At 71.5% G+C, this 18,605-nt stretch carries 16 protein-coding genes; 8 read left to right on the plus strand and 8 right to left on the minus strand.

From position 1 onward, the window contains the following. Nucleotide 1 precedes the first annotated feature (1 nt). Together pstC and pstS are read right to left on the minus strand one after the other, a co-directional pair. Nucleotides 2-946, minus strand: coding sequence for a phosphate ABC transporter permease subunit PstC (pstC, locus tag MRBLWH7_RS20155; protein WP_341997755.1), 945 nt, complete (start codon nucleotides 944-946; stop codon nucleotides 2-4). Between the two features lie 74 nt (nucleotides 947-1,020). Further along, a complete protein-coding gene (gene pstS / locus MRBLWH7_RS20160; RefSeq protein ID WP_341997757.1) occupies nucleotides 1,021-2,130 on the minus strand; it encodes a phosphate ABC transporter substrate-binding protein PstS in 1,110 nt (369 codons plus the stop codon). Between the two features lie 239 nt (nucleotides 2,131-2,369). On the opposite strand from pstS, the gene MRBLWH7_RS20165 reads away from it, so the two are divergent. From MRBLWH7_RS20165 to MRBLWH7_RS20175, 3 genes are read left to right on the plus strand one after another with little or no spacing between them, the layout of a single operon-like run. Beyond that, nucleotides 2,370-3,047, plus strand: a complete 678-nt coding sequence (locus MRBLWH7_RS20165; protein ID WP_341997758.1) for a hypothetical protein — start codon at nucleotides 2,370-2,372, stop codon at nucleotides 3,045-3,047. Nucleotides 3,048-3,057: 10 nt separating this feature from the next. After that, nucleotides 3,058-6,996, plus strand: coding sequence for a Pls/PosA family non-ribosomal peptide synthetase (locus tag MRBLWH7_RS20170; RefSeq protein WP_342002148.1), 3,939 nt, complete (start codon nucleotides 3,058-3,060; stop codon nucleotides 6,994-6,996). Then, nucleotides 6,993-8,324, plus strand: a complete 1,332-nt coding sequence (locus MRBLWH7_RS20175) for a M1 family metallopeptidase (RefSeq protein ID WP_341997759.1) — start codon at nucleotides 6,993-6,995, stop codon at nucleotides 8,322-8,324. The genes MRBLWH7_RS20170 and MRBLWH7_RS20175 overlap by 4 nt, the downstream gene beginning before the upstream one ends. Here the strand turns inward: MRBLWH7_RS20175 and MRBLWH7_RS20180 are convergent. The 4 genes from MRBLWH7_RS20180 to MRBLWH7_RS20195 all read right to left on the minus strand — a co-directional run bounded on the left by MRBLWH7_RS20180 (nucleotide 8,299) and on the right by MRBLWH7_RS20195 (nucleotide 12,717). After that, nucleotides 8,299-8,841: a chemotaxis protein CheY gene (locus MRBLWH7_RS20180; RefSeq protein ID WP_341997761.1), complete on the minus strand. Its 543-nt coding sequence runs from the start codon at nucleotides 8,839-8,841 to the stop codon at nucleotides 8,299-8,301. The genes MRBLWH7_RS20175 and MRBLWH7_RS20180 overlap by 26 nt on opposite strands. Beyond that, nucleotides 8,841-9,779, minus strand: coding sequence for an NUDIX domain-containing protein (locus MRBLWH7_RS20185; protein ID WP_341997763.1), 939 nt, complete (start codon nucleotides 9,777-9,779; stop codon nucleotides 8,841-8,843). The genes MRBLWH7_RS20180 and MRBLWH7_RS20185 overlap by 1 nt, the downstream gene beginning before the upstream one ends. Further along, entirely contained in the window at nucleotides 9,776-11,941 is a 2,166-nt protein-coding gene (locus MRBLWH7_RS20190; RefSeq protein ID WP_341997765.1) for an RNA degradosome polyphosphate kinase, read from the minus strand. Before MRBLWH7_RS20190 ends, MRBLWH7_RS20185 begins: the two co-directional genes overlap by 4 nt. Nucleotides 11,942-12,018: 77 nt before the next feature. Next, on the minus strand, nucleotides 12,019-12,717 hold the full coding sequence (locus MRBLWH7_RS20195; RefSeq protein ID WP_341997767.1) for a response regulator transcription factor: 699 nt from the start codon (nucleotides 12,715-12,717) through the stop codon (nucleotides 12,019-12,021). A 151-nt stretch (nucleotides 12,718-12,868) separates the two neighbouring features. Between MRBLWH7_RS20195 and MRBLWH7_RS20200 the strand changes: the two genes are divergently transcribed. The 4 genes from MRBLWH7_RS20200 (at nucleotide 12,869) to MRBLWH7_RS20215 (ending at nucleotide 16,127) form a co-directional block, all read left to right on the plus strand. Continuing rightward, nucleotides 12,869-13,159 carry a hypothetical protein gene (locus MRBLWH7_RS20200; RefSeq protein ID WP_341997768.1) on the plus strand — a complete coding sequence of 97 codons (291 nt, stop codon included), beginning with the start codon at nucleotides 12,869-12,871 and terminating at the stop codon, nucleotides 13,157-13,159. 135 nt (nucleotides 13,160-13,294) lie between these two features. Next, entirely contained in the window at nucleotides 13,295-13,897 is a 603-nt protein-coding gene (locus MRBLWH7_RS20205; protein WP_341997770.1) for an FABP family protein, read from the plus strand. Next, entirely contained in the window at nucleotides 13,897-15,003 is a 1,107-nt protein-coding gene (locus MRBLWH7_RS20210) for a glycine cleavage T C-terminal barrel domain-containing protein (protein ID WP_342002150.1), read from the plus strand. Before MRBLWH7_RS20205 ends, MRBLWH7_RS20210 begins: the two co-directional genes overlap by 1 nt. 11 nt (nucleotides 15,004-15,014) lie before the next feature. After that, nucleotides 15,015-16,127 carry an FUSC family protein gene (locus tag MRBLWH7_RS20215; RefSeq protein WP_341997772.1) on the plus strand — a complete coding sequence of 371 codons (1,113 nt, stop codon included), beginning with the start codon at nucleotides 15,015-15,017 and terminating at the stop codon, nucleotides 16,125-16,127. 18 nt (nucleotides 16,128-16,145) lie between these two features. Here the strand turns inward: MRBLWH7_RS20215 and MRBLWH7_RS20220 are convergent, their stop codons facing one another. Next, the gene (locus MRBLWH7_RS20220; protein ID WP_341997774.1) at nucleotides 16,146-16,964 is read right to left on the minus strand and encodes a class I SAM-dependent methyltransferase; all 819 of its coding nucleotides are present in this window, start codon (nucleotides 16,962-16,964) and stop codon (nucleotides 16,146-16,148) included. A gap of 70 nt (nucleotides 16,965-17,034) precedes the next feature. Between MRBLWH7_RS20220 and MRBLWH7_RS20225 the strand changes: the two genes are divergently transcribed. Continuing rightward, on the plus strand, nucleotides 17,035-17,784 hold the full coding sequence (locus MRBLWH7_RS20225) for a phosphoglyceromutase (RefSeq protein ID WP_341997776.1): 750 nt from the start codon (nucleotides 17,035-17,037) through the stop codon (nucleotides 17,782-17,784). A gap of 105 nt (nucleotides 17,785-17,889) precedes the next feature. On the opposite strand, the gene phoU is transcribed toward MRBLWH7_RS20225, so the two are convergent. Beyond that, nucleotides 17,890-18,567, minus strand: coding sequence for a phosphate signaling complex protein PhoU (gene phoU, locus MRBLWH7_RS20230; protein ID WP_341997778.1), 678 nt, complete (start codon nucleotides 18,565-18,567; stop codon nucleotides 17,890-17,892). Nucleotides 18,568-18,605: the final 38 nt, after the last annotated feature.

An 18,605-nucleotide genomic window follows, 5' to 3' on the forward strand; every position in this document is an offset into this window, starting at 1 on the left:
GTCAGTTCGCTCCCGAGAATTCCTTGCGGCGGCTGACGATCCATCGGGCGATGGCGTTGACCGCGAAGGTGACGATGAAGAGGATGAGGCCGGTCGCGATCAGCACGTTGATGTTGGTGCCGTACGCCTCGGGGAACGTCAGCGCGATGTTCGCGGGGATCGTGCTCGGGTTCTCCGACGTGAAGAGCTGGAAGGTGACGACGCCCGTGGCGGACAGCACCATGGCAACCGCCATCGTCTCGCCGAGCGCACGGCCGAGCCCCAGCATGGATGCGGACACGATGCCGCTGCGACCGAAGGGGAAGACCGCCATGCGGATCATCTCCCACCGGGTGGCTCCGAGTGCGAGAGCGGCCTCCTCGTGGAGGACCGGGGTCTGCAGGAAGATCTCGCGGCAGATCGCGGTGATGATGGGGACGATCATCACCGCCAGCACGATCGCGGCGGTGAAGATGGTGCGGCCGGTGCTCGAGACCGTGCCGCCGAAGAGGGGGAACCAGCCCATGTTGGCGTTGAGCCACGCGTAGACGGGTTGGACGGCGGGCGCCAGCACGATGATGCCCCACAGGCCGAAGACGACGGACGGCACCGCAGCCAGCAGGTCGACGATGTAGCCGAGACTCTGCGCGAGGCGGCGCGGCGCGTAGTGCGAGATGAAGAGGGCGACCGACACCGCGAGCGGCACCGCCATGAGGAGCGCAAGGAACGACGCCCAGACGGTGCCGAAAGCCAGCGGCCAGACGTACTCCCAGAAGTTCCCGCTGAGAAGGCTGGCGTCTTCGCTGGTGGCGGTGAGGCCCGGGATCGACTGGACGATGAGGAAGATCGCGACGGCGGCGAGCGTGACGAGGATCATCACGCCGGCGCCGAGCGCGGTTCCCGAGAACCAGCGGTCGCCTGGCCGCTGCTTGACCTTGCCCCACTCAGGGGCGGTCGTCGTGGTCATGGTGTCCTTCTGGATTCGGGTCTCGGGGGGATTCCCGGCCCGGTCGTGCGACGACCGGGCCGGGAATCGGGGTCCTACTCGGCGACGATCAGGTCGATCGCGGCGTTGACCTGCTCGCGGAGCGTGTCGGAGATCGGCGCGTTGCCGGCCGCGGCGGCGGCCGCGTCCTGGCCCTCGGCGCTGGCCACGTACTGGAGGTAGCCCTTGACGATCGGCGCGACGGCCGCGTCGGCGTACTCCTGGCACGCGATCATGTAGCTGACGAGGACGATCGGGTACACGCCAGCGGCGTCCGAGGTGCGGTCGAGCTCGATCGCGAGGTCGCCCTCGCCACGGCCCTGCTCGAACGGCGACTCGTCGACGATCGCGGCGGCGGCCTCGGGCGAGTACTCGACGAACTCGTCGCCGACCTGGATGGCGGCGGTCGACAGGCCCTCTTCGGCGGCGCGCGACGCGTCGGCGTAGCCGATGGTGCCGTTGCCGCCCGCGACGGCCGAGACGACACCCGAGGTGCCCTGGGCGGCCTCGCCGCTGGAGAGCGGCCACACGCCGTCGGGCTCGTTGGTCCAGACGTCGCCGGCGGCCTGGAAGAGGTAGTCGGTGAAGTTCTCGGTGGTGCCCGAGTCGTCGGCACGGTGCACGGGCGTCACGGCCAGGTCGGGGAGCGTCGCGTCAGGGTTGAGCGCGGCGATCGCCGGGTCGTTCCAGTTCGTGATGGTGCCGGCGAACAGGCCCGCGGCGGTCGCGGCGTCGAGGTTCAGCGCGTCCACGCCCTCGACGTTGAAGATGATCGCGATCGGCGAGATGTAGGTGGGGAGCTCGATGATGCCCGAGCCGTCGACGCACGCGTCGAACGGGCCGGCCTCGATCTCCTCCACCTTGAAAGCACGGTCGGAGCCCGCGAACGGGAAGGCGCCCGCCTGGAACGACTCGCGGCCCGCGCCCGAGCCGGACGGGTCGTAGTTGATGGTGACGTCGGGGTTCGCCGTCTGGAAGCCGGAGGTCCAGGCCTGAACCGCGACCTCCTGCGCCGACGAGCCGCCGCCCGCGATCTCGCCGGACAGGGTCGACTCGGGCGCGTCGGTGGTGTCGCCGCCGGGGGTCTCGTTCGAGGCGCAGCCGGCGAGAGCGAGAGCCGCGACTGCGGCGACAGCGCCCACCTGGGCGATGCGAGAGATCTTCACTGTGTGAATCCTTCACGTGTCAGGGAAACAGGCCGAAACGGCCTTCGGGTTCGAACCCGGTGCGGGGTTCGTTCTGAAACGTAGGCTCGGACTCTTAAGAGTCTGGGCTGTGCGGGTGAACGGAAGGTGAACGGGATGCCGACATCCCCGCATGGGCATTGACACGTGGACCGGCGCGGCCCCGGAATTCCGCGTCGCGGACCGCCGGCCGTTCACGCGGGCCCGCTAAGGTGCCTGGCATGAGCAAGACCACGAAGGCCCAGCGTAAGGCGCTCGACGCGATCGATGACGCGGAGTCGGCGGCGAAGAAAGCCCGACGCGTCGCGAAGAGCCTGCCGGGCAAGAGCGCCAAGAAGTTGCGCGAGGTCGCGGCCGAGACGGTCGACGACGTGGACCTGTCGAAGAAGGCCATTCGCAAGAACCCGCGCAAGGTCGCGGAGAAGGCGCGTCGCGCGGAAGAGCGGGTGCGCAAGGCCACCCGCGTCGCCGTCGCGAAGGCGGAGAAGAAGGCACGCCTGCGCGCGGAGGCCGAGCGCGCCGCAGCCGAGGCTGCGAAAGCCGCCGAAGAGGTCAAGGCGCATGCCGCAGAGGCCAAGGCGCTGAAGAAGGCGGCCGCCAAGGCAGAGCGCTCGGCCGCCAAGGCCGAGCAGGAGGCGCTCGAGGCCGACCGCGTGCTGGAGGCCGAGCTCACGTCCGGTGAGGCCGAGACGGATGCTGCCGCCACCGCCGCGCCGGAGCCGGCCGCTGCAGAAGCCACGCCGAAGCCGGGGACCTCCCCGACCGCGGCTGCCACCGCATCCGCCTCCTCCGATCTGGACACGCTCACCGTCGCGCAGCTGCGCGAGCGCGCGCGTGCCACGGGCAGGACCGGCTACTCGCGGCTCACCAAGGCCCAGCTGATCGCCCTGCTGTCCTGACGTGCGCTCGATCGATTCGCCGCCGGGCGTGCCGGCACCGCTGGATCGCATCGACGCGGCACCGGAGCCGCGCACGCTGCTGGACATCCTCCGCGCAACCGTGCAGCGCACGCCGGAGGCCTCGGCTCTCGACGACGGCTCGGGCGCGCTCAGCTACCGCGAGCTCATGGCGCGCGTCGCACGCACCGCCGCCCTGCTGCACGAGGCGGGCGTCCGCCGCGGCGACCGCGTCGGGGTGCGGATGCCCTCGGGCTCGAAGGAGCTGTACATCTCGATCCTCGGTATCATCGCCGCGGGCGCGGCGTATGTCCCGGTGGACGCCGACGACTCCGACGAGCGGGCGCGGCTCGTGTTCGGCGAAGCGCACGTGCACGGTGTGATCGGCGAGGGCGGCGCGTACGTCCCCGCAGCCGCCGCGGATGGCCAGGAATCAGCCGCGCTGTTCGGCGGCGCGGCGCCCCATCCGAGCACTCACGCGATCGTCACGGTGCCGCCGCCGACGATCGACGACGACGCGTGGATCATCTTCACCTCGGGGTCGACGGGGGTGCCCAAGGGCGTGGCGGTCTCGCATCGCTCCGCCGCGGCCTTCGTCGACGCCGAGGCGCGCCTGTTCCTGCAAGGCGCGCCGCTCGGCCCTGGCGACCGCGTGCTGGCGGGTCTGTCCGTCGCCTTCGACGCCTCGTGCGAGGAGATGTGGCTCGCGTGGCGGCACGGAGCGTGTCTCGTGCCCGCGCCGCGCTCGCTGGTGCGATCGGGCGAGGACCTGGCGCCGTGGCTCATCCGTCAGGCGATCACCGTCGTCTCGACGGTGCCGACGCTCGCCGCGATGTGGCCGGCCGACGCGATCGAGAACGTGCGGCTGCTCATCTTCGGCGGCGAGGCGTGCCCGCCGGAGCTCGTCGCGCGACTCGTCGCCGACGGCCGCGAGGTGTGGAACACGTACGGCCCCACCGAAGCCACCGTCGTGGCCTGCGCGGCGCTCCTGGACGGCGAGGGACCGGTGCGCATCGGGCTGCCGCTCGACGGCTGGGCGCTGGCGGTCGTCGACGGCCACGACCGGCAGGTCGAGCCCGGGGGGCTCGGAGAGCTCATCATCGGCGGCGTGGGCCTGGCCCGCTACCTCGATCCCGTCAAGGACCTCGAGAAGTACGCGCCGATGCCGACCCTGGGCTGGGACCGCGCCTACCGTTCCGGCGACCTGGTTCGCTACGAGCCGGAGGGGCTCCTGTTCCAGGGCCGTGCCGATGACCAGGTCAAGGTCGGCGGCCGTCGCATCGAGCTCGGCGAGGTCGAGAACGCCCTGCAGGAACTGGCGGGCGTGACGGGCGCCAGCGCCGCCGTGCGCATGAGTGATGCGGGTGTGCCCGTCCTCGTCGGCTACCTCGTTGTCGACGGCGAACTCGACCGCGCCGCCGCCCGCGCCCATCTCGCCGAGCGGCTGGCCGCCGGCGTCATGCCTGTCCTTGCCGTCGTGCCCGACCTCCCGGTGCGCACCTCCGGCAAGGTCGATCGCGCCGCGCTGCCGTGGCCGCTGCCCGACCTCGACATCCCCCGGGCCGATCTGAGCCCCGACGAGGCGTGGCTCGCCGACCAGTGGCAGGCGGTGCTGGGACTTCCGGTGCCCGACCGCAAGGCCGACTTCTTCGACCTCGGCGGCGGCTCGCTCGCCGCGGCCCAGCTCGTCTCGCGCATCCGCGCCCGCGTGCCCGATTTCTCGGTCGCCGACATCTACGACGTGCCGCGTCTCGGGGCGATGGCGAAGGCGCTGCAGCCGTTCCTGTCGCGCGAAGAGGCGGGGGACTTCCGGATGCCGGAGCCCACGCCCCGCACCACGCAGTGGGTGCAGTCGCTCCTCGGCGCGCCGCTGTTCATCCTCTCCGGCGTCCGGTGGCTCCTGTATCTGCTGACCGCCGGGACGATCCTGCAGCTCTTCCCCGGATTCGATGCGCTCCCCTCGGCGCCCTGGTGGCTGCTGATCATCGGTCTCGTCCTCTTCGCGACGCCGTTCGGCCGCATGGCGATCGCCGCGGCATCCGCCCGACTGCTCCTCGCGCGACTGCGTCCCGGGGACTACCCGCGCGGCGGCTCGGTGCACCTGAGGCTCTGGCTCGCCGAGCAGATCTCCGACCAGGTCGACGCCGTCGGTCTCGCCGGCGCGCCGTGGGTTTCGTACTACGCGCGCGCCCTCGGCGCCCGCATCGGCACGGATGTCGACATGCACACCCTTCCGCCGATCACCGGGATGCTGAAGGTCGGCGATCGTGCGTCGATCGAGCCCGAGGTCGACCTCAGCGGCTACTGGATCGACGGCGACCTCGTGCGGATCGGCGAGGTGCGCATCGGCGCCGACGCGACCGTCGGCACGCGCAGCACCCTCGCGCCCGGCACGCGGATCGGCCAGCGGGCCGAGATCGCGCCCGGCTCGGCGGTCTTCGGCCGCGTGCGCGCGAACCAGTCGTGGGCGGGCTCGCCCGCCGTGCGCGTCGGCGGCACGACCGAGGGGTGGCCGGCCGGGCGCCCGCGCGCCGCGCGCCGATGGCTCTGGGCGTACGCCGCATCGGCGATGGCCCTGGGCCTCCTCCCCATCGTGAGCTTCGCCGCCGGCGGTGTGGTGCTCGCGATCGGCATGCGCGGTGCCCCGGACCTCGGCAGTGCGCTCGGCGCCACGCTCGTCTGGCTCGTGCCGGCGGTGCTCCTGACCGGCGTCGTCTACGCCGGCGCGGTCGTGCTGGGCGTCCGCTTGGCGGCCATCGGGCTCCACGAGGGCACGCACCCGGTGCGTAGCCGCATCGGGTGGCAGGCGTGGACCACGGAGCGCCTGCTCGACTCCGCCCGCACGGTCCTGTTCCCGCTCTACTCGAGCCTGTTCACCCCGGTCTGGCTGCGCCTGCTCGGGGCGCGAGTCGGACACGGTGTCGAGGCATCCACCGTTCTCCTCATCCCGGCGATGACCCGCATCGAGGATGGCGCGTTCCTCGCCGACGACACAATGGTCGCCTCCTACGAGATGCGGGGCGGATGGCTGCGGCTCGGCGAGGTGCGCATCGGCAAGCGCGCGTTCCTCGGCAACTCCGGCATGGCATCGCCCGGGCACACCGTGCCGAAGGACGGCCTCGTCGCGGTGCTCTCGGCCGCGCCGGTCAAGGCGAAGGCGGGCTCGTCGTGGCTCGGCTCACCGGCGACGCGCCTGCGCCGCCGGCCGAACGAAAGCGACGCGAGCCGCACCTACAACCCGCCGGCGTCTCTGCGTGTCGCACGGTCGCTGTGGGAGATCTGCCGCTTCATCCCCGTCGTCGTCACGTGCGGCCTCGGGCTGCTCGTGCTGTTCGCACTCGCCGCGCTCGTCGACACGGTCGGTCCGTGGATCGCTCTCCTGCTGTCGGGCTTCGTGCTCCTCACGGCCGGTGCGGTCGCCGCGGGCATCTCGACCGCTGCGAAGTGGCTGTTCGTCGGCCCGATCCGGGCGGGGGAGCAGCCGCTGTGGTCGAGTTTCGTGTGGCGCACCGAGGTGTCGGACACCTTCACCGAGATGCTCGCGGCGCCGTGGTTCGCGCGCGCGGCCGCCGGCACGCCGGCGCTCGCGGTGTGGCTCAGAAGCCTCGGCGCCCGCATCGGGCGCGGCGTGTGGTGCGAGAGCTACTGGCTGCCCGAGCCCGACCTCGTGACGCTCGGCGAGGCGTCCACGGTCAACCGGGGGTGCGTCGTGCAGACGCACCTGTTCCATGATCGAATCATGAGCATGGACACCGTCGAACTCGAACCCGGTGCGACACTCGGCCCGCACAGCGTGATCCTCCCGGCCGCCTCGATCGGGGCCCACGCCACCGTCGGCCCCGCGTCCCTCGTGATGCGCGGCGAGAGCGTGCCCGTCGGCTCCCGCTGGAGCGGCAACCCGATCGGGCCTTGGCGCGCGGTCACCGTCCGGGCGTATCAGTCGACGTCGTGATCGGGCCCGATCCGTACACGCCGCGCAGCGGCGACGCCTCGTTCGACGTCGTCTCGTACGACCTCGATCTGCGCTATCGCGTCCCCACGAACCGGCTCGAGGGGACCGCGCTCGTCAACGCCGTCGCGAACGAGCGGACCCGCTCGGTGCGCCTCGACCTGATCGGCCTGCGCGCGTCGCGGGTGCGGGTGGACGGCGACGCGCGGACGAAGTTCGCACAGGATGCCGCGGGCCTGCGTGTCACGCCGCCGCAGGCGCTCGAGGTGGGCGAGGAGTTCTCCATCGAGGTGCGTTACGCGGGGGCGCCGCGGCCCCGCCGGTCACGGTGGGGCACGATCGGGTGGGAGGAGCTCGAGGACGGGGCGCTCGTCGCCTCCCAGCCGGTGGGCGCGCCGACGTGGTTCCCGTGCAACGACCGCCCTGACGACAGGGCCCGGTACCGCATCGCGGTCACGACGGACGCCGAGTACGCGGTTGCCGCGACGGGGGTGCCCCGGCCGCCGGTGCGCAGCGGCGCGCTCAGGCGCTGGGAGTTCGCGTCGGAGGTGCCCACGGCGACATACCTCGCCGCCGTGCACATCGGCGCGTACCGCGAGAGCGCGATCGGACCCGTGCGGTTGATGGCACCCGCGCCGCTCGTGACCGCTGCGCGGCGATGGTTCTCGGACGCGCCGCGCATCGTGGAGTGCTTCGAGGGAGCGTTCGGCCCGTATCCGCAGGAAGGCTGCACGGTCGTCGTCACCGCCGACCCGCTGGAGATTCCGCTGGAGGCACAGGGGCTCGTGGTGTTCGGTGCGAACCACTTCGAGCCCGAGGCCGCGCGCCTGGTTCCGCACGAGATCGCCCATCAGTGGTTCGGCAACAGCGTCGGCGTCGAGCGGTGGCGCGACATCTGGCTGAACGAGGGGTTCGCCTGCTACGCGGAGTGGCTGTGGTCGGAGGCCTCCGGCGGGGCCGATATCGCCACGCTCGCCGACGAGCATCACGCGCGCCTCCGGGCGCTGCCCCAGGACCTCGTGATCTCCGACCCCGGTCCCGCGCTCATGTTCGACGACCGCGTCTACAAGCGCGGCGCACTGACGCTCGAGGCCCTGCGCCGGACGGTCGGCGCCGAGGTGTTCGCCGACCTGCTCCACACGTGGGTGCGTGAGCACCGCCACGCGCTCGCCACCACCGCGGCTTTCCGCGACTGCGTCGCGCGGGTCGCGGGTGCGGCAGCGGCCGACGTGCTCGGCGACTGGCTCGACGCCGCGGCCCTCCCGCCGCTGCCCGACCGGCTGCCGGCGCCCGCGGTGCGACCGCTCAGGCTGCCGGGCTCTGGGGACTGAGCACCGCGACGCTCACGAGGATGCCGGGCGGCCCGGGCGCATCCCACCCGATGTAGACCTCGCCATCGGGAACGGCCGCCGTCCAGCCGCCCGCCGCCGCCGAGACGACCACCGTCGCGGGCTCGACGCGCAGTCCCCGGCCGTCCGCCTTCAACGCCGCCTCGACGCGGACCCAGTCGCGGACGGTGGCCTCGCCGTCGCCGAGCACGCCCGCCATGCCCGCCGCGTCCCGGCGCACATCGTGCTCGGGCTCCGCGTCGACGCCGAGCGCCGCCGCGTCCCGCGAGGCCGCCACAGCCACGATGGCGTACCCGCCCGCGTACGTGACACTCGCGATGAACGGCGCCCGGGAGACGATCACCGGACCATGCGGACCGCCGCAGCGCGAGCACGCATTGCTCAGCTCGGCGCCGGCGGGCAGCATCCCCGTCAGCAGCCGCCACGCGTGCTCGCGTCGGGGCGGGCGGGGCGGCACCTCGGCCCACGCGACGTCGACGATCGACCTCGCGGGCGTCATCACACCTTCGGCTCGTGCGTCTCGATCGTGACGATTCCCGAGCCCGGGTTCTCGACCGACAGGTGCACCACCGAGAACGCGGCGGGCTCCAGGGCCGAGGCGCTGCCGAGGTACGAGCCCCGCAGCGTGCCGGTTGCGAGGGCGAGCTCGCTCAGGATGTCGGGGAGGACGGGCCCGTGGGTGCACAGCACGGCGGCCTTGCGCGAACGCACCCGCTCGCCGATCACTGCGCGCGCGTCGGACTTGCCGTCCTCCCACGCGTCCTGGCTGATCAGCTTGGTCGTGTCGATCTCGCGGCCGATCGCGGCCGACAGCGGTGCGACGGTCTTGACGCAGCGCACCGCGGGGCTCGACACGATCCGCCGGACACCGAAGGCCAGGAGGGGTCCGACGATGGAGGCCGCCTGCCGGCGGCCGCGCGTGGCGAGCGGCCGCGCGGCATCCTTCCCCTGCCATTCCTCGCGGGCGACCGCCTTGGCGTGCCGGAGGGCGACGATCGGGAAGGTTCGCAGCACGCCCTCGTCGATGAGCCGGTGGAAGTTCTCCATGATCTCGGCGTCGACGGGATAGCTGAGCCGCTTCAACGCCTTCTTGGGCGAGACCCATTCGAGCGCCGCGATCTCCTTGTTCGGCACGAACGCCGACGCGCGGATCGCGGCATCCGTCGCCTCCGCGGCCCAGTAGTGCACGATCTTGGTGCGCTTGCTGGGCAGCCGGTAGCGCGACACCCCGACGGGTACGCCGAGGGAGACACGGATGCCGGTCTCTTCGTGGATCTCGCGCACCGCCGTCTCGGCGAGCATTTCGCCGGGGTCGACCTTGCCCTTGGGAAGCGTGACGTCGCGGTACTTCGTGCGGTGGATCAGGAGCACGCGCAGCTTGTCGTCGACGACACGCCAGACGACGCCCCCGGCCGCGTAGACGGCCGTCTCGGTCATCGCACCGCCCGCGCCCGTCGGCGCCGCTGCACGTTGTTCATCGTCCGGTCCTGGAGGTCGACGAGCGGCTTGTCCTCGTCGTCCCGGCTGTGCCTCGTCCATTCGCCGTCGGGCTGCAGGTGCCACGAGCTCGTCGAATCGCTCATCGACAGCGTGAAGAGGTCGTTGACCTCCTTGATGTGCGCCGGGGTCGAGACCCTCACGAGCGCCTCGACGCGGCGGTCGAGGTTGCGGTGCATCATGTCGGCGCTGCCGATGTACACGATCGGGTCGCCGTCGTTGTGGAACGCGAAGATGCGCGAGTGCTCGAGGTAGCGCCCGAGGACCGAGCGGACCGTGATGTTCTCGCTCATGCCCGCGACTCCGGGCTTCAGCGAGCAGATGCCCCGCACGCATACCTCGACCTTCACGCCGGCCTGGCTGGCGCGGTAGAGCGCGTCGATGATCTGCTCATCGACGATCGAGTTGACCTTGATGCGCACACTCGCCGGCTTGCCGGCCAGTGCGTTGCGCCGCTCTTTGTCGATGAGGCGCAGCAGTCCCTTGCGCAGATGCAGGGGCGCGACGAGGATCCGCTTGAACTTCTTCTCGATCGCATAGCCGCTCAGCTCGTTGAACAGGCGGGTGAGGTCGCGGCCGACCTGGTCGTCGGCCGTGAACAGGCCGAAGTCCTCGTAGATGCGGCTCGTCTTGGGGTTGTAGTTGCCCGTGCCGACGTGGCTGTAGCTGCGCAGCACGCCGTTCTCCTCGCGGATCACGAGGGCGAGCTTGCAGTGGGTCTTCAAGCCCACCAGGCCGTACACGACATGCACGCCCGCCTTCTCGAGCTTGCGCGCCCAGAGGATGTTGTTGGCCTCGTCGAAACGGGCCTTGATCTCGACGAGCGCCAGCACCTGCTTGCCGGCCTCGGCCGCGTCGATCAGCGCCTCGACGATGGGGCTGTCACCTGATGTGCGGTACAGCGTCTGCTTGATCGCGAGGACATGCGGGTCTTTCGCGGCCTGCTCGAGGAACGCCTGCACGCTCGTCGCGAACGACTCGTAAGGGTGGTGCACGAGCACGTCGCCCTTGCGGATCGCCGCGAAGATGTCGGGCCGCTCGTTGTTGTCACCGGGCTGGAACGCCAGCGCGGTCGTGGGCAGATGCGGCTTGTAGTGCAGATCCGGCCGGTCGATGCGGGCCAGATCGAACAGGCCCCGCAGGTCGAGCGGGCCGGGGAGGCGATAGACCTCCTGCGCGGTGATGTCGAGCTCCTTGATGAGAAGGTCGAGCGTCACGTCGTCCATGTCGTCGGTGATCTCGAGGCGGATCGGCGGACCGAACCGGCGACGCAGCAGCTCAGCCTCGAGCGCCTGGATGAGGTTCTCGGTCTCGTCCTCCTCGATCGCGACGTCCTCGTTGCGCGTGAGGCGGAACGCGTGGTGGTCGAGCACCTCCATGCCGGGGAAGAGGTCGTCGAGGTGGTTCGAGATGAGGTCCTCGAGCGGCAGGTAGCGCACGGTGCCGTCGACGGGAGGCAGCTCGACGAAGCGGGGAAGCATCGGCGGCACCTTGAGGCGCGCGAACTCCTGACGCCCGGTGCGGGCGCTGCGGATGCGGATCGCGAGGTTGAGCGACAGACCCGAGATGTACGGGAACGGGTGGGCGGGGTCGACGGCGAGCGGCATGAGGACCGGGAAGACCTGCGCCTGGAAGTAGTCGTAGAGCGCCTCGCGCTCGGCCTGATCGAGCGACTCGTACGAGACGACCTGGATGCGGGCCTGCGCCATCGCGGGCTTCACGAGCGAGGTCCACGCCTCGGCGTGGCGCAGCTGCAGCTTGTGCGCCTCCGCCGAGATGTCGGCGAGCACGTCGGCGGGGGAACGGCCCACGTTGGTGGGAAGGGCGAGGCCCGTCACGATGCGGCGCTTGAGGCCTGCGACGCGCACCATGAAGAATTCGTCGAGGTTGCTCGCGAAGATCGCGAGGAAGTTCGCACGTTCGAGCGTCGGGAGGTTCGGATCCTCGGCGAGCTCCAGCACACGCTGGTTGAACGCGAGCCAGCTCAGCTCGCGATCGAGATACCGGTGGTCGGGAAGCTGCGAGTCGAAGACCTCGGAGAGGTCGAAGTCGTCGTCGTCCGCGTCGCCCAGGCCGGCGTCGAGCACCTCGGGTTCGATCATCCCTTCATCATTGCAGGGTGACGTGACGAGAGTGTGAACGATGTGTCGGGCAGGTGAATGGCGGCGTGCCGCCCGGGTCAGGCGTCGGTGCGCTCGCGCGAGGCGGGCTCGGGCTCGTCTTCGTACACGTTGAAGCGGTACCCGACGTTGCGCACGGTGCCGATGAGCTGCTCCATGTCGCCCAGCTTGGCGCGCAGGCGTCGTACGTGCACGTCGACCGTGCGGGTGCCGCCGAAGTAGTCGTAGCCCCACACCTCGCTCAGCAGCTGCTCCCGGGTGAAGACGCGCGAGGGGTGCGTGGCGAAGAAGTGGAGGAGCTGGAACTCCTTGTACGTGAGGTCGAGCGGACGCCCGTGCACCTTGGCCGAGTACGACGACTCGTCGATCGTGATGCCCGATGTCTGGATGCGCGTCGAGACCTGCTCGGCCGACTGGCGCCCGACGGCGAGGCGGATGCGGGCATCGACCTCGGCCGGGCCGGCGGTGAAGAGGATGACGTCGTCGACGCCCCAGTCGGGCGAGACCGCCGTCAGACCGCCCTCGGTCACGATGAGCAGCAGCGGCGCGTCGAGCCCGGTGGTGTTGAGGATCTTGCACAGCGACTTCGCGCCGACGAGGTCGACGCGGGCGTCGACGAAGATGATGTCGGCGCTCGGGGCGTTGACGAGCTGGGCGGGCTCGGCGGGGATCAGGCGCACGCGGTGGCTCAGCAGTTCGAGCGAGGGCAGCACGGGGCCGCCTCCGTGTGTGGAACTGAGAACCAGGAGCTGTGCCAATGGATCGCCTTCCCGGCGCAGGGGGGTGCGCCGCGAACCCCAGTGTAGGGCGTGGGGGAGGGGCGTTCCGCGCGCATTTCGTCCGCCGACACGCCCGCGGCCCGTGTCGCGGCGGGTGCGCCGCTCGGACCTATGCGCGATGATGGGACGCGTGGCCGTGCCTGAACTCGCCCCTCGTCGCACCATCGGCGGCATCGTCGCCGTCTGGGTGCTCGCGGCGCTGATCGCCATCGTCGTCGGTGTCTTCGCGACGCCCGACTGGCGCGCCGCATGGCTGGGCGTCGGATTGGGCGGATGCCTCATCGCGGCGTTCGCGGTCCAGCTCTGGTCGGGCCGGTCCCAGGGGTTCACCGAGCGCGTGGCGGCGAGTGTTCTGGGCGCCGCGCTCGTGATGGGCGTGATCAGCCTGGGGTTCGGTCTGGCGGCCCTCGTTCCCGGCTAGACTCCCTCGTATGGATACCGTCGCGCTCGAACTGTTCTTCGTGGGCCTGCTCGGTCTGGCGTCTCTGGCGATCGTCTTCGTCTCCGCGGTCGTCGTCAAGAACCTCTATCGCGGCCAGCGCTGACGGGCCCGGTCGTGCTCGACATCCCGACCGACCTTCCCGCGGAGCTCGTCCCGCTGTCGTGGCTCATCGGAGTGTGGGAGGGCACCGGCGTCATCGACTACGGCGACCACACGTACACCGGCGAGTTCACGCACCGCGTCAGCTTCAGCCATGACGGCGGCGACTACCTGAACTACTCGGCCGACGCCTGGCTGCACGACGCGGAGGATCCCGAGAAGCGCTCGCGCCTAGTGGCCGAGCTCGGGTACTGGCGTCTCGCGCTCACCGCCACCGACGCCGATGCAGGCCCGGGGCTTCTTCCGGCGCTCGCTGCTCCTGTCGCCCGCACGGCCGACGACATCGAGCGGCTGCGCAACGCCGACGGCGGCTTCGATCTCGAGGCGGCCCTCGTGCACGCCGACGGCGTGAGCGAGCTCTACCTCGGTCAGATCAAGGGCCCCCGCATCGACATCGCCACCGACGCGGTGGTGCGTCCTGCCGGCGCGAAGGCCTATGCGGCCGCCACCCGCATGTACGGGCTGGTCGAGGGCCACCTGCTGTGGGCGTGGGACATCGCCGCGCTCGGCTTCGAGCTCGGCGCCCACGCGTCGGCACGGCTCGCCCGGGCGGAATGATGACGAGCCCGTTCGCCGCTGTTCCGGGGGCCGTCGTCGACGACGCCGGCCTGCAGCACGTCGGAAACCCTCTGGTCGAGCAGCGCCGGCTCGCCGCGGGCGCGGCTCTCGCCCCCCGCGCCGACCGCGTCGTCATCGCCGTCCCCGGTGAGGACCGCCTGTCCTGGCTCGACTCGCTGTCGTCGCAGGCGCTGACCCGGCTCCCGCCCGGCGTCGGCACGGAGCTGCTGATCCTCGACCCGCAAGGACACGTCGAGCACGCGGCATCCGTCGTCGATGACGGTGAGACCACATGGCTCATCGCCGATCGCGCCGACGCCGAGGGACTCTACGACTGGCTCCGCAAGATGCGGTTCCGCCTGCGCGTCGACCCGCGCATCGCCGACGACGAGTATGCGGTGATCGGCGGCACGGCCGCTGCGCTCGAGCGCATCTCGCCCGCGACGCCGGCCGGGGTTCCCCTGGTGTGGCGCGACCCGTGGCCTTCGGTCACGCCCGGCGGTCACGCGTACGCGCTGGTCGACCCGCACCCGGGTGCCGATCGCGATTGGGCCGAGGCGATCGTCACGCGCGACGAGGAGCAGAGGATCGCGGATGCTGCGGCCCGCGGTGAGCTCGAACTCGCCGGTCTCACGGCGGCCGACGCGCTGCGCGTCGCCGCCTGGCGTCCGCGGTGGGCCACCGACATCGACGAGCGAGCGCTGCCCCACGAGCTGGACTGGCTGCGCACCGCAGTGCACCTCGACAAAGGCTGCTACCGCGGGCAGGAGACCATCGCCAAGGTTCACAACCTCGGTCACCCGCCGCGTCGCCTCGTCTCGCTGCAGCTGGACGGTTCGGGCAGCGTGCTCCCCGAACACGGCGCGGCGGTACACCTCGGCGACACCGAGGTGGGCATCGTGACCTCGTCCGCGCTGCACTACGAAGAGGGCCCGATCGCGCTCGCGGTCGTCCGCCGCACCACACCGGTCGACGCCGCGCTGACGGTCGACACCGCCGACGGCCCTGTCGCGGCGGCCCAGGAGATGGTCGTGCCGCCGGATGCCGGGGCCACGGCGAACGTGCCGCGGATCACCCGGCTGTCGCGCCGCGCGGCGGCCCAGTAGGAGAGCGGTCGGTGAGCGGCGACGGCGAGACCGCCGCGATCACGCAGGTCGTGCCCACGGGCTGGCGCGCCCGGCTGGACCTGCGCCCGCAGCTGTCGCGCGTCCGGGGATCGGCGCTCGCGATCGTGCAGATCACGGTGGCGGCGACCGCCGCCTGGGCGTTCGCGCACTACGTCGTCGGGCATGCTGCGCCGCTGCTCGCGGCCACCGTGACGATCACCAGCCTCGGCCTCGTGCGCGACGCGCGCCCGCGGCGCGTGCTCGAGACCGTCGTCGGGATGCTGGTCGGCATCCTCGTCGCGGAGGGCTTCGTCGTGGTCGTCGGACCCGGCTGGTGGCAGCTCGCTCTCGCCCTCGGCGTGACGCTGCTGGTCGCCCGGTTCCTCTCGCCGTACCCGCCGTTCGCGATCATGGCCGGCGTCCAGGCGTGCATCGTGATGTCCTTGCCGGCGACAGAGCCGTTCTCCCGGCTCATCGACGGTGCGGTGGGCGGCGTCGCCGCCCTCGCGGTGACCGCGCTCATCCCGCGCAATCCCCGACGAGAGGAGGCCCGCGACGGCCACGCGGTCTTCGCGGCGGCGGATGCCGCGGCGCGCACGATCGTGCAGGCGCTGCGCCGGGGCGACGCGATCCGAGCCGCCCGCGGCCTCGAGAAGGCGCGGGCGATCGCCCCGCGCATCGACGAGTGGCGCGCCTCGCTGGACTCCGGGCTCGCCGTCGCCGGCTTCTCGCCGTGGCTGCGCCCGCAGCGCGCCGAGCTGCGTCGGCACCACGCGGTGCTGCAGGCGATGGACTTCGCCACCCGCAACCTCCGCGTGGTCGCCCGCCGCGCGGTGTATCTGTGCGACGACGGCCAGCGTCGGCCGGTGCCGGCGGAGGTGCTGGCTGAGCTCATGCGCGCGGCCGAGCTGGTGGGCGAGAGCCTCGACGACATCTCGCTCCAGCCGGCGGCCCGCGAGGCGGTGCGCGCGGTCGCCGTGCGCCTCGACCCGGAGCAGATCCTCCCGGACGGTTCGCAGGGCGAGCAGAACCTCATCACGGCCATGCGGCCGTTCGCGGTCGACCTCCTCACCGCGACCGGCATGTCGTCCGCCGAGGCGCGCGCCGTGCTGCCTCGCGTGTGACGAGCGGAGCGGTGCGGCTCAGCGCGGGGCCACGGCATCCCACGGCACGGTGACCTCGCCGAGACGCCACCGCGACCGTTCGAGGATCGGCCAGCCGCCGTCGACCAAGGACGACAGCGCCGTGCGCCAGCGATGCACCGGACCGAAGGGCGACACGCTCGCCGCGCGCTCCCACTCCGCGTCGAGGGCGACGAGGAACGCGTGCACACGCTCCCCGGGGACGTTGCGGTGGATCAGCGCCTTGGGGAGCCGCTCCGCGGCGACGGACGGATGCTGCAGCCCTGCCAGTCGCAGCGACACGGTCAGCGTCCGCGGCGCGGCGTCGGGGCCGAGCGCCGCCCAGGTCGCGACGCGACCGATCTCATCGCACGTCCCCTCGACGAGGAGGCCCTCCGGTGCGAGACGAGCGCACATCGTGGCCCACGCCGCCGCGACCTCCGACTCGTCGTACTGCCGCAGTACGTTGAACGCCCGCACGACCGCCGGCCGCCGCCCGCCCGGCACGGGCACCTCGAAGCCGCCGCGCGCGAACGAGACGCGGGCCTCGGGTGCGAACGGGGTGCCGCCCGCGCGCACGAGCTCGAGCTGGGCCCTCGCCCGCGCGACCCGCGCGGGATCGATCTCGAGGCCCAGCACGTCGACGTCGGGCCGTGTGCGGACCAGCCGCGAGTACAGCTCGAGCGCCGTGACGCCGCTCGCGCCGTAGCCGAGGTCGACCACGAGTGGATCCGCCGCGCGGCGGAGCGCAGGGTGCCGCGCGATCCAGCGGTCCACGCGCCGCAGCCGGTTGGTGCCGGTGGTGCCGCGCGTGATCTGCCCGACCGGTCCCCGCGCCATGCCTCCATGATGCCAGCCGTGCCCGTCACAGCATCGGGACGCGGCATCCGGCGCGGATATCATGGGGCGCATGACCGCGCCCTACACGCTGATCCTCCTCCGACACGGCCAGAGCGAGTGGAACAAGACCAACCAGTTCACGGGCTGGGTCGACGTCCGCCTCACCGACCAGGGCAAGGCCGAAGCCCAGCGCGGCGGCGAGCTGCTCGCCGAGTCCGGCATCCTCCCCGACGTGCTGCACACCTCCGTGCTCAGCCGCGCCATCCAGACCGCCGACATCGCGCTGGATGCGGCCGATCGCCTCTGGATCCCCGTCAAGCGCTCGTGGCGCCTCAACGAGCGCCACTACGGCGCCCTGCAGGGCAAGGACAAGGCGCAGACGCTCGAAGAGTTCGGCGACGAGCAGTTCATGCTGTGGCGCCGCTCGTTCGACGTCCCGCCGCCGCCGCTTCCGGCCGACGACCAGTACAGCCAGGTCGGCGACCCGCGCTACGCCGGCATCGACGGCGCTGTTCCCGACACCGAGTCGCTCAAGATCGTCATCGACCGCATGCTGCCGTACTGGCACAGCGACATCGTCCCCGACCTGAAGGCCGGCAAGACGGTCCTCGTGACGGCGCACGGCAACTCGCTGCGTGGCCTCGTGAAGCACCTCGACGGCATCAGCGACGCCGACATCTCCGAGCTCAACATCCCCACCGGCATCCCGCTGGTGTATCGCCTCGACGAGAACCTCGAGCCGCTCGCACCGGGCGAGTACCTCGACCCCGAGGCCGCCGCCGCCGGCGCCGCCGCGGTCGCGAACCAGGGCAAGGCCTGATCTCACCGGCGACGGAAGAGCGGATGCCTCCCCACGAGGCATCCGCTCTTCCTCTTCTTCGCCTTCGCAGCGACAGCTCCCAGCCGTCGGGCCGCGTGACGGGCTCTACAGAGACGGAGCGACGTCGATCGAATCGGTGCTCGACGTCCAGTCGCCGGTGGAAAGGTAGGCGACCTTCTTCGCCACCGACACCGCGTGGTCTCCGAAGCGCTCGTGGTAGCGGCTCGCGAGCGTGGCGTCGACCGTGGCGGACGGGTCGCCCTGCCAGCTGTCGCTGAGCACCTTCTCGAACACCGAGACGTGCAGCTCGTCGAGCTTGTCGTCGGCGTTGCGGATCTCGTCGATGAGGTCGCCGTCCTGCGTGCGCAGCAGCTCGGTGAGTTGGCGAGCGGCTTCGACGTCGAGTTCGCCCATCTTGAGGAACGTGGACTTGAGGCCCTTGGGGATGGCCCGCTCGGGAAAGCGCATGCGGGTGAGCTGGGCGATGTGCTCGGCGATGTCGCCCATGCGCTCGAGCGACGCGCTCATGCGCAGCGCACTGACCACGATGCGCAGGTCGCGGGCGACCGGCTGCTGACGGGCGAGGATCTCGATGGCGAGCTCGTCGAGCTCGACGGCCTTCTCGTCGATGACCGCGTCGGCCTCGATGACCTCTTCCGCCAGCGCCACGTCACTCGTGCCGAACGCGCGCGTCGCCTTGTCGATGGCGACCGTGACGAGCTCGGCGATCTCGACGAGACGCCCCTGCACGTCCTCGAGGGACTGGTGGAAGACTTCGCGCATTCCGACGCACCTTTCATGGATGGCGGAGCTTTCGCCCG

The sequence above is a fragment of the Microbacterium sp. LWH7-1.2 genome, assembly GCF_038397755.1.
Classification (GTDB): Bacteria; Actinomycetota; Actinomycetes; order Actinomycetales; family Microbacteriaceae; genus Microbacterium.